This window comes from Paenibacillus tritici (genome assembly GCF_018207515.1).
GTDB classification, from domain to species: Bacteria; Bacillota; Bacilli; order Paenibacillales; family Paenibacillaceae; genus Paenibacillus_AQ; species Paenibacillus_AQ tritici.
In genome coordinates, this window is record NZ_CP073365.1 from 724578 (window position 1) to 736483 (window position 11906).

Here is an 11906-nt window from a genome sequence, read left to right on the forward strand (position 1 = left end):
TCTAGCAATTTAGGTCTTGATAATAGATAGAGATATGGTAAGATATAACTATCAAAGCTAATACACGATAAACGGCAAACCTATCGAAAGGTAGGGACGCAAAGCTACAGGGCCTTCCCGTCATGGATGGCAGCCAGTTACCGAATGAAGAGGCTTTTTTTGTTTGTTCATAATCGGAATCTCTTGTTTTATGGTGGAAGATTGGACAGATAAAGCTTATACGATAACGGCAAACCTATCGAAAGGTAGGGACGCAAAGCTAAAGGGCCTTCCCGTCAGGATGGCAGCCAGCTACCGAAAGGGGTTTTATCCAATGAAAAAGGTTTATTTAATGTTGGTTACACTTTTTGTAATTGTCACTTCCGTGCAGACAGGCACTGCTCAGGCTGCTAACGCCGATGCAAGCTGGTTGAATGTAGGACAGCTGGATCAGGGAGTTATCGGAGTTTCGTACGAGGTTCCTAAGGACAAGAAGATGAAGCTCATGATCACCAAGGATAACAACAGCTACACTTACAACTTATACACTTCCAAGCCGAACGAGACCTTCCCGCTGCAACAAGGAAATGGTTCATATAAGATTTCCGTACTGGAGAACACGATTGGCAACAAATACAAAGTTCTATCTTCCGAAACCGTATCCCTCTCCATGAGTAATGCTAATGCCGTATATTTGAGCTCCGTACAGAATGTGAAGTGGAGTTCTTCCGATAAATCCGTTCAAAAAGCAGCACAGCTTACAAAGGGTCTGACATCAGACGGAGATAAAGTTAAAGCCATCTATAACTACATCGTAGCCAATGTGAAATATGATTACTCCCTGGCTAATAGTGTTACAACCGATTATATTCCGAACAACGATAATACACTGGCTACTAATAAAGGGATCTGCTACGATTATGCATCCTTGTTTGCCACTATGCTTCGCAGCGAAGGTATTCCAACCAAACTGGTTATGGGGAATACAAGCTATGTAACCTCGTACCATGCTTGGAACGAAGTGTTCCTGGACGGCAAATGGGTAACGATTGATACTACAGTGGATGCCGGTCTTGGTAAGAACAGTGCTTCAACAGGTCTGATCAAAGCAGCTAGCAAATATACTGCAGCGAAATTCTACTAAGAATAGACGCTGTAATCTAATAGTATCTTCAGAGAACACCCCGCTTAGACATTGAGCGGGGTTTTTGTTTGAGATAAAGGTTGCTTTTTCATAGAGAGATAGGTTATTATAAATAAGCGTTGTTGGAGCGGTGCGGATTTAGAGAAATTACTTGAATAAGTCATTTCAAAATAAAGCTTGCATTACTCGAACGAACGTGATATATTATAAGAGTTGCTGGTGACGCGGTAAGCGGCGCTGACAACGAGCTTGATCTTTGAAAACTGAACAACGAGTGAGTATCGGAAATCACGAAAGTGAATTCCAAAAAGAGAATGTAAATTCTCGTCAGATGTTTCAAAATGAGCAATCGCTCTTTCTAAATACCAATTTGGAGAGTTTGATCCTGGCTCAGGACGAACGCTGGCGGCATGCCTAATACATGCAAGTCGAGCGGAGTTATGAAGGAGCTTGCTCCGGATTAACTTAGCGGCGGACGGGTGAGTAACACGTAGGCAACCTGCCCTCAAGACTGGGATAACTACCGGAAACGGTAGCTAATACCGGATAATTTCTTTCCTCTCCTGAAGAGAGAATGAAAGGCGGAGCAATCTGCCGCTTGGGGATGGGCCTGCGGCGCATTAGCTAGTTGGTGGGGTAACGGCTCACCAAGGCGACGATGCGTAGCCGACCTGAGAGGGTGAACGGCCACACTGGGACTGAGACACGGCCCAGACTCCTACGGGAGGCAGCAGTAGGGAATCTTCCGCAATGGGCGCAAGCCTGACGGAGCAATGCCGCGTGAGTGATGAAGGTTTTCGGATCGTAAAGCTCTGTTGCCAGGGAAGAACGTCCGGTAGAGTAACTGCTGCCGGAGTGACGGTACCTGAGAAGAAAGCCCCGGCTAACTACGTGCCAGCAGCCGCGGTAATACGTAGGGGGCAAGCGTTGTCCGGAATTATTGGGCGTAAAGCGCGCGCAGGCGGTTATTTAAGTCTGGTGTTTAAACCTTGGGCTCAACCTGAGGTCGCACTGGAAACTGGGTAACTTGAGTACAGAAGAGGAAAGTGGAATTCCACGTGTAGCGGTGAAATGCGTAGATATGTGGAGGAACACCAGTGGCGAAGGCGACTTTCTGGGCTGTAACTGACGCTGAGGCGCGAAAGCGTGGGGAGCAAACAGGATTAGATACCCTGGTAGTCCACGCCGTAAACGATGAGTGCTAGGTGTTAGGGGTTTCGATACCCTTGGTGCCGAAGTTAACACAGTAAGCACTCCGCCTGGGGAGTACGGTCGCAAGACTGAAACTCAAAGGAATTGACGGGGACCCGCACAAGCAGTGGAGTATGTGGTTTAATTCGAAGCAACGCGAAGAACCTTACCAGGTCTTGACATCCCGATGAAAGCATTAGAGATAGTGCCCCTCTTCGGAGCATCGGAGACAGGTGGTGCATGGTTGTCGTCAGCTCGTGTCGTGAGATGTTGGGTTAAGTCCCGCAACGAGCGCAACCCTTGACTTTAGTTGCCAGCAGGTGAAGCTGGGCACTCTAGAGTGACTGCCGGTGACAAACCGGAGGAAGGTGGGGATGACGTCAAATCATCATGCCCCTTATGACCTGGGCTACACACGTACTACAATGGCCGGTACAACGGGAAGCGAAACCGCGAGGTGGAGCCAATCCCAGCAAAGCCGGTCTCAGTTCGGATTGCAGGCTGCAACTCGCCTGCATGAAGTCGGAATTGCTAGTAATCGCGGATCAGCATGCCGCGGTGAATACGTTCCCGGGTCTTGTACACACCGCCCGTCACACCACGAGAGTTTACAACACCCGAAGTCGGTGGGGTAACCCGCAAGGGAGCCAGCCGCCGAAGGTGGGGTAGATGATTGGGGTGAAGTCGTAACAAGGTAGCCGTATCGGAAGGTGCGGCTGGATCACCTCCTTTCTATGGAGAATCGTTTCCTGCAACGGAAACATTCAAATCGGAAGCTTAGCTTCCAAAACTCAGGTTTAGGCCTGTTACTCACTCGTTGGTCAGTTTTGAGAGTTTAAGCTCTCATCTTTACCTTGATCCTTGAAAACTGGATACCGAAACGAATTTGCGTTTTAGAACATTCCTTTAAGCTGAACTTGTGTAAACAAGTTTTGAAGTTTTTAGTGAAGCTGAAAGCGAAGGTTTTCGATTGTGCAGCGACCTTTGGCTTTGAATGTGTTGGTGAATGGAGCAATCCATGAGCAGCATTCAAAACAAGATGAGCAAGCAAACGAAAGACCGGAGCGTTGGTTAAGCTAATAAGAGCACACGGAGGATGCCTAGGCGCCAGGAGCCGACGAAGGACGTGGCGAACAACGAAACTGCCTCGGGGAGCTGTAAGCAAGCTTTGATCCGGGGGTGTCCGAATGGGGAAACCCAGCTGTGGTAATTCGCAGTTACTCGTATCTGAATACATAGGATACGCAGAGGCAGACCAGGGGAACTGAAACATCTAAGTACCCTGAGGAAGAGAAAACAATAGTGATTCCGTCAGTAGCGGCGAGCGAACGCGGAACAGCCTAAACCAAGGGGCTTGCCCCTTGGGGTTGTGGGACGTCTCACATGGAGTTACAAAGGAATATGGTAGGTGAAGAGGTCTGGAAAGGCCCGCGATAGAGGTAAAAGCCCTGTAGCCTAAACTGTGTTCTCTCCGAGACGGATCCCGAGTAGTGCGGGGCACGTGAAACCCCGTATGAATCCAGCAGGACCATCTGCTAAGGCTAAATACTACCTGGCGACCGATAGTGAAACAGTACCGTGAGGGAAAGGTGAAAAGCACCCCGGAAGGGGAGTGAAATAGAACCTGAAACCGTGTGCTTACAAAAAGTCAGAGCCCGATCTATGGGTGATGGCGTGCCTTTTGTAGAATGAACCGGCGAGTTACGTTTAACATGCAAGGTTAAGGTGAGAAGCCGGAGCCGCAGCGAAAGCGAGTCTGAATAGGGCGATTGAGTATGTGGACGTAGACCCGAAACCGTGTGATCTACCCCTGTCCAGGGTGAAGGTGCGGTAACACGCACTGGAGGCCCGAACCCACGCATGTTGAAAAATGCGGGGATGAGGTGGGGGTAGCGGAGAAATTCCAATCGAACTCGGAGATAGCTGGTTCTCCCCGAAATAGCTTTAGGGCTAGCCTCGGTGAATGGAGTGGTGGAGGTAGAGCACTGATTGGGTGCGGGGCCCGCAAGGGTTACCAAGCTCAGTCAAACTCCGAATGCCATTTACTTCTTGCCGGGAGTCAGACAGTGAGTGCTAAGATCCATTGTCAAAAGGGAAACAGCCCAGACCATCAGCTAAGGTCCCCAAGTGTGTGTTAAGTGGGAAAGGATGTGGAGTTGCACAGACAACCAGGATGTTGGCTTAGAAGCAGCCACCATTGAAAGAGTGCGTAATAGCTCACTGGTCGAGTGACTCTGCGCCGAAAATGTAACGGGGCTAAACACACCACCGAAGCTATGGCTAGATACGTATGTATCTGGGGTAGGGGAGCGTTGTATGTGGGTTGAAGGTGTACCGTAAGGAGCGCTGGACAGCATACAAGTGAGAATGCCGGTATGAGTAACGAAAAGATCAGTGAGAATCTGATCCGCCGAAAGCCCAAGGTTTCCTGAGGAAGGCTCGTCCGCTCAGGGTAAGTCGGGACCTAAGGCGAGGCCGACAGGCGTAGTCGAAGGACAACAGTTTGAAATTACTGTACCACCGTAATCCGCTATGAGCGATGGGGTGACGCAGGAGGGTAGTGACGCGGACTGATGGATGTCCGTCTAAGCAGTGAGGCTGATGTGTAGGCAAATCCGCACATCGTGAAGGCTGGGCTGTGATGGGGAGCGAAAATTGTAGTAGCGAAGGTCATGATCTCACACTGCCAAGAAAAGCCTCTAGCCAGGAGAAGGTGCCCGTACCGCAAACCGACACAGGTAGGCGAGAAGAGAATTCTAAGGCGCGCGGAAGAACTCTCGTTAAGGAACTCGGCAAAATGACCTCGTAACTTCGGGAGAAGAGGTGCCTCGGTAGGGTGAATAGCCCGAGGGGGCCGCAGTGAAAAGGCCCAAGCGACTGTTTAGCAAAAACACAGGTCTGTGCGAAGCCGTAAGGCGAAGTATACGGGCTGACGCCTGCCCGGTGCTGGAAGGTTAAGGGGAGTGGTTAGGGGCAACCCGAAGCTGTGAACCGAAGCCCCAGTAAACGGCGGCCGTAACTATAACGGTCCTAAGGTAGCGAAATTCCTTGTCAGGTAAATTCTGACCCGCACGAATGGCGTAACGACTTGGGCGCTGTCTCAACGAGAGATCCGGTGAAATTTTAATACCTGTGAAGATGCAGGTTACCCGCGACAAGACGGAAAGACCCCATGGAGCTTTACTGCAGCTTGATATTGAATTTGGGTACGATCTGTACAGGATAGGTGGGAGCCGGTGAGGCAGGAGCGCAAGCTTCTGCGGAGGCGCCGTTGGGATACCACCCTGATCGTATCTAGGTTCTAACCTGGTGCCCTCATCGGGTACGGGGACCGTGTCAGGCGGGCAGTTTGACTGGGGCGGTCGCCTCCTAAAGAGTAACGGAGGCGTTCAAAGGTTCCCTCAGAATGGTTGGAAATCATTCGCAGAGTGCAAAGGCATAAGGGAGCTTGACTGCGAGACCTACAAGTCGAGCAGGGACGAAAGTCGGACTTAGTGATCCGGTGGTACCGCATGGAAGGGCCATCGCTCAACGGATAAAAGCTACCCTGGGGATAACAGGCTTATCTCCCCCAAGAGTCCACATCGACGGGGAGGTTTGGCACCTCGATGTCGGCTCATCGCATCCTGGGGCTGAAGTAGGTCCCAAGGGTTGGGCTGTTCGCCCATTAAAGCGGTACGCGAGCTGGGTTCAGAACGTCGTGAGACAGTTCGGTCCCTATCTGTCGTGGGCGCAGGAAATTTGAGAGGAGCTGTCCTTAGTACGAGAGGACCGGGATGGACGTACCGCTGGTGCATCAGTTGTTCCGCCAGGAGCATGGCTGAGTAGCTACGTACGGACGGGATAAGCGCTGAAAGCATCTAAGCGTGAAGCCCCCCTCAAGATGAGATTTCCCAGTATGTAAGACCCCTTGAAGACGACGAGGTAGATAGGTTGGAGGTGGAAGTGCAGCAATGCATGGAGCTGACCAATACTAATCGGTCGAGGGCTTATCCAAATACACTAATACACAAATTCGTTTCGGATTCAGTTTTCAGGCGATCAAGCCTGGTACACCTTAAGCTGCATGTCCTTTCTGAGGACTGATCTTTTCTCGCAGCGATTTCGAGAAGCGGAAGCTTCGAAAAATCATGTTTGGTGGCGATAGCGGAGGGGTTCCACGCGTACCCATCCCGAACACGACCGTTAAGCCCTCCAGCGCCGATGGTACTTGGACCGAAGGGTCCTGGGAGAGTAGGACGTTGCCAAGCACATGAAGCCATTGTTGAGCAATCAACAATGGCTTTTTTGTATGCTATAGGATAGTATTACATTGTGAATTTTGTGCATAGCTTGTGTGTAATTGTCAGCTAAATAGAAAGTAATGAAAACTTATACACATGTGGATAAATTATATTTTAAATAGAGTACTCCCCAATTCATGTGGATATCATGTTGAATAATGTGGATACACCAGCGGGATTGTGGATGGATGCGTAAAGGAGCGTAAAGTTATGGACAAGCACAGTAACCTTTTGTGGACAGAGAAATTTATGGTGCATGCCAGTGATACGGATTACCGGTCAAAGGGTAAGCTATCCTTTCTTCTAGATATTATGCAGCGTGCTGCGGATTCGGCTGTGAGCAGTCTGGGGTTAAGTATGGATACCATGCTTAAGGCAAGAATGGGCTGGATGGTCATCACAATTGATCTTAATCTTCAGCGTCTACCTGCACTGAATGAGCTTCTTAACGTACATACCTGGAGTAAAGGGAACAAAGGAGCGTTGTGGCAGCGGGATTATCGGATTTTTGATGGTAAGGCTGTAGAATTGGCAGCGGCACGGTCGATCTGGGCGCTTGTGGATATGGATAAGCGGAAGATCCTTCGTCCGTCAGCCCTTCCGGTTGCTGTGGAGCCTTATCTGGAGGATTCGGTAGGAAGCCTGCCGGACAAGGTAGTGATTCCCGCTGATCTTTCTCTACAGGAAGTCTATTGCTACCAGGTAAGATATAGCGGGCTGGATAATAACAGACATCTGAACAATGCCCGGTATGTAGATTTATGCTGTGATGCACTGACATTGGAGGAATGGGAGGAGCTGGAGCTTTGCGGCTTCCATATTACCTATGCTCAGGAGGCCCAGTATGGGGAGGAAATCAGCATTTTGCGGTCCTCTTTAACGGAAGAGGGAGTGTATGTGCGGGGGCAGGGCGGGGAACGGATATTTTTTGAGGCTTGCCTGAAGCTTAAGAGGTAGGTTGATGTCAGGTATAGTACTTATATAGCGATTAATTGCGGCAGTTACCTGTATTTCAGGGGACTGTCTTTTTGGTATCCGGCTAATTCCTCATCTGTCACAATTACACAGTTGGCGTTCGTTATACAGGTGTACAAGGAAAATGGAGGTGATTCCTTTGGAGCAAGGCAACCCCGGGGGCCAAGTGAATCCAAATCGAATTGAAGAAGCAATTCATAGGGTACGTGCAGGTGAAAGACAAGCTTTCACGACACTAATTACTGCGTATGAACGGCAGATCTATACGTATTGCTATTGTATTTTGAGGAGCCGTGAAGAAGCAGAAGATGCTGTACAGGATATATTCGTTAAGGTATACCAGCAGCTTGAACGTTATGAGAAGCGGGTGTCTTTCTCGGCGTGGCTGTATAAGGTAGCGTATCATCATTGTCTGGACCAGCTTCGCAGACTTAAGCGCCGTAACCGGTTGCTGTCCCTTTATAAATTACAGCTGGTGGGGCATCGTCCAGAATTGCCGGAGGAATCCCCGGTGGACAGGATGTTCGGAGACCTCACTTCGGAGGAGCGGGGATTATTGATCCTTCGTGTCGTTGAACAATATAGCTTTGAGGAAATCGCACTGATTACTGGAAGCAGTTCGGCGGCTCTGCGCAAAAAGTATGAACGGCTCCGGAAGAAACTGATTCAGCAAAAAGCGAATGAAGGAGGAGGATGCACTCATGGAGAAGTGGCAGAATCAAACTGAGCAGCAAAGGATAGAGGACATTCGCAGTAGTATCGCAAGTTTACAGCTTCCCGTAGACAGCTATAATGAGCAGATTATGAACCGTATTGAGCATTTGGAGATTAAAGGAGGAAATAAATTGCTTAAAAAGACATTAGCAGCCGCAAGTATAGCCGTAATGATCGGGTTAGGTACAGTAGCAGCAGGCTTCATCTCCCCTGTATGGGCCGATACATTGAGTCAATTACCCGTGTTCAGCAGTATATTCAAGCACACGGACAACCCGGGCCTGAAATTGGCTGCAGAACAGGGCCTGACCACATCACCTAATATGAGTGTTACCAAAGATGGAGTGACGTTAAGTGTTACGGAAGTATTCTATGACGGAATTCAGCTGGCCATTGGATTTGAAAGAGCTGGAGTAGCGGATGAGCGGGTGCTGGCGGAGATTACGAACTTTAAAACCGATGAGTTTGACCAATCGACCAAAGGGCTGCTGGGGTTGCCGGAAGTTACCCTGGAATCTGGGGAGCGTCTCGGCTTCGGTTCTTCTTCTACAGGAGACGTACAGGGACAACCTAACACCCTTTTATTGGAAATGAGGGAATTGTGGAATACAGCAGCTTTAGGAGATGAATTCAAGGTTAATATTAGTGTGCCGGTTGCCCAAATCGCCGAGCCCTTTAAATTCCAGGTAACGGTGAAGAAACTTGCGGAAGGAATCATCAAACTTACTCCGGGCCAAGGGGCAAGCAAAGACGCCTTCCATTATAAAGTGAAGAGTCTGGACATCACGCCTGCTGCCATGAGATTGATTGTAACCAGTGAAGGAGAAGTGCCTGCATCGCCGGAACAGACAGGAGAATATGGTCCAACTTCGGTATTCTATGAGCTTGTGGATGATGCCGGTAATGTTGTTGCTTCCAAGCAAGGGTATGCCTTGATGAAGGCTGTTCAGCATCCTATTGTAGATAGCCTATACAATACCTTCCCGGAAACCCCTAAGACGATTACGGTCAGACCTTATACATTGACTTTGGATAATGAGCTGAAGCTCTTGTTGGATGCTGATGGGAAACCGGTAAAAACTTATATTAAGGAGCTTGAAACAACTATAGTGATTCCGTGAACCCGAGAAAGCGGGTAGGGGTAAAATAGGCTGAGTCCGGTCCGCGTCTGCTGTGCAGATGCGGGCTTTTTTGATTGATAAGAATTTATATGTTTTGGTGTCCCCGCAAAGTACCTGAGTCATCATCGAAGCTAAAGCCCCGCTTTGTGGGGTTATTTTGCTGATTAGAGCAGCGTTAACGGAATGTAGATTTCACTTATGGAGTCGGGATATGATGGTAACATTGGCTGTGACTCCTTTCGGCTGGGGGATGGCTCTAGTCTACAGGAAATGAAGTACATTCAGCCTGATGATATTTGCGGACTTTTATGGCATGTTATAATAGGTTGTTGATATGGAGGGGAGAGAGCTATGAAGGTACTGGTACTGGCAGAGAAGCCATCGGTGGCCCGTGAGATTGCGCGGGTGCTGGGCTGTGGGAATAAACAAAAGAGCTATATGGAAGGTCCGAAATATGTGGTGACCTGGGCGCTCGGGCATCTGGTTGGTCTGGCGGAGCCTGAGGACTATAACAATAAATTCGCTGCCTGGGCGCTGGAGGATCTGCCGATTCTTCCGGAGAAGGCGAAGCTGAAGGTGCTGCGCGAGACCAGCCAGCAATACAAGGCTGTGCAGCAGCTAATGAAGCGGCAGGATATAGAGGAGCTGATCGTGGCGACGGATGCTGCACGTGAGGGTGAACTGCTGGCCCGCTGGATTATGATTATGGCAGGCTGGAAGAAACCGTTCCGGCGGCTGTGGATCTCTTCGCAGACGGATAAGGCGATTAAGGAGGGCTTCGCCTCGCTGCGGCCTGGACGGGACTTCGACCGGCTGTATGAATCCGCCCGCTGCCGCGCAGAGGCGGACTGGATGATCGGGCTGAATGTGACGCGGGCCTTAACCTGCAAGTTCGGCGCACCGCTCTCGGCGGGAAGGGTACAGACGCCAACGCTGGGAATGATTATGGACCGGGAGAATGAAATTACCGGCTTCCGTTCCCAGGAATACGACCTGCTGACGGCGGATTTCGGGAATTTCCAGGCGGGATGGCGTGCGCAGGGCGGGGACGGCCGGATTTTTGACAGAGAGAAGACAGGAGTCCTTAAGGAGAAGCTCACCGGCCGCAGCGGACGGATTACCAAGGTTCAGAAGAGTGAGAAAAGCGAACCCCATCCGCTGGCCTATGACCTGACGGAGCTGCAGCGGGATGCCAACCGTAAATTCGGCTTCTCGGCCAAGCAGACCTCAGGCCTGCTTCAGAAGTTATATGAGCAGCATAAGCTGGTTACTTATCCGCGAACGGACAGCCGCTACCTGACCGCCGATATGACGGGTACGTTAAAAGAAAGACTGGACAGCGTAGCTGTCGGGCCTTATGCGGCCTTCGCCAGACCGCTGCTGCGGAAGCCGCTGCCTATTACCAAAAGGATTGTAGATGACAGTAAGGTCAGTGATCATCACGCCATCATTCCGACAGAGCAGACGGTACTGCTTAACCTGCTGAGTACGGAAGAGCGGAAGCTGTATGACCTGATCGTGCGGCGGTTCATCAGCCTGTTCTATCCTCCGGCCCGTTATGATGCGGTAGCCGTGAGCGTAAGCGTGGAAGGGGAAAGCTTCCAGGTCAAAGGAACCACGGTCAAGGATGCCGGCTGGCGTGAAGTGTACGGCGGTGATATGAGCTCAGATGAGGATGAAGATAGCGCATCGGATGAGCCTGCAGCAGGCAGTGTGAAGCTGCCGGAGCTGCGGGAAGGTGATAGCGTGAGAATTGAGCGCTGCATCATCAAGCCCGGACGGACGCAGCCGCCGAAGCGTTATAATGAAGCTTCGCTCCTGACGCAGATGGAGAAGTACGGACTCGGGACACCGGCAACCCGTGCCGATATTATTGAGAAGCTGGTCAGCTCGGATACGATTGAACGGCAGGGGAACCTGCTGCATCCGACGGGCAAGGGCAAACAGCTGATTGAGCTGGTATCCGGCCAGCTGCGCACCCCGGAGCTGACGGCGCGCTGGGAAGCGGAGCTGGAGAAAATTGCGCGCGGGCAGGGGCGGCCGGAGCCTTTTCTGCAGGGCATCCGCAGTATGGCCCAGGAGCTGGTATCCGGGGTGAAGAACAGCGGAGCGGAATACAAGCCGCATAATGTCTCTACCAGCCATTGTCCGGAATGCGGAACGAGAATGTTAGAGAAGAAGACCAAACGCGGCAAGCTGCTGGTCTGTCCCAAGGAGGACTGCGGCTATACCCGGGCGGGCGAGAAGCAGCTCTCGAACCGCCGCTGCCCGCAGTGCCATAAGAAGATGGAGATGAAGGAAGGCAAAGCGGGGAGGTACGTGCAGTGCCTCGGCTGCGGAATTACGGAGACGATGGATAAAGACCACAAGCACATCAACAAACGCGAGCAGCAGAAGCTGGTTCAGCAGTACAGTAAGACGGAAAGTGCAGGCAACAATCTTGGCGATTTGCTAAAGGCTGCGATGGAAGCGAAGCAGAAGGGGAAATAGGCTTAAGGA

General features: G+C 50.7%; 5 protein-coding genes, 3 rRNA genes and 2 riboswitches. All 8 genes read left to right on the forward strand.

The window, feature by feature from the left end:
* Window positions 1-63 precede the first annotated feature (63 nt).
* A riboswitch (cyclic di-GMP riboswitch) is annotated at window positions 64-145 on the forward strand.
* 73 nt (window positions 146-218) lie between these two features.
* A riboswitch (cyclic di-GMP riboswitch) is annotated at window positions 219-299 on the forward strand.
* Window positions 300-313: 14 nt separating this feature from the next.
* The 8 genes from KDC22_RS03210 (at window position 314) to KDC22_RS03245 (ending at window position 11897) form a co-directional block, all read left to right on the forward strand.
* Window positions 314-1123, forward strand: a complete 810-nt coding sequence (locus KDC22_RS03210) for a transglutaminase-like domain-containing protein (RefSeq protein WP_211722050.1) — start codon at window positions 314-316, stop codon at window positions 1121-1123.
* A gap of 367 nt (window positions 1124-1490) precedes the next feature.
* Window positions 1491-3046 (forward strand): 16S ribosomal RNA (locus KDC22_RS03215).
* Window positions 3047-3383: 337 nt separating this feature from the next.
* Window positions 3384-6311, forward strand: a 23S ribosomal RNA gene (locus tag KDC22_RS03220).
* A gap of 136 nt (window positions 6312-6447) precedes the next feature.
* A 5S ribosomal RNA gene (gene rrf / locus KDC22_RS03225) occupies window positions 6448-6564 on the forward strand.
* The 16S, 23S and 5S rRNA genes sit together here, the layout of an rRNA operon.
* Window positions 6565-6807: 243 nt before the next feature.
* A complete protein-coding gene (locus KDC22_RS03230) occupies window positions 6808-7554 on the forward strand; it encodes an acyl-[acyl-carrier-protein] thioesterase (protein ID WP_211722051.1) in 747 nt (248 codons plus the stop codon).
* Between the two features lie 148 nt (window positions 7555-7702).
* A complete protein-coding gene (locus KDC22_RS03235) occupies window positions 7703-8299 on the forward strand; it encodes an RNA polymerase sigma factor (protein WP_246553632.1) in 597 nt (198 codons plus the stop codon).
* The gene (locus KDC22_RS03240) at window positions 8274-9407 is read left to right on the forward strand and encodes a DUF4179 domain-containing protein (protein ID WP_211722053.1); all 1134 of its coding nucleotides are present in this window, start codon (window positions 8274-8276) and stop codon (window positions 9405-9407) included. Before KDC22_RS03235 ends, KDC22_RS03240 begins: the two co-directional genes overlap by 26 nt.
* A 351-nt stretch (window positions 9408-9758) precedes the next feature.
* Window positions 9759-11897 (forward strand): DNA topoisomerase III, encoded by a 2139-nt coding sequence (locus KDC22_RS03245; RefSeq protein WP_211722054.1) that lies wholly within the window; start codon window positions 9759-9761, stop codon window positions 11895-11897.
* Window positions 11898-11906: the final 9 nt, after the last annotated feature.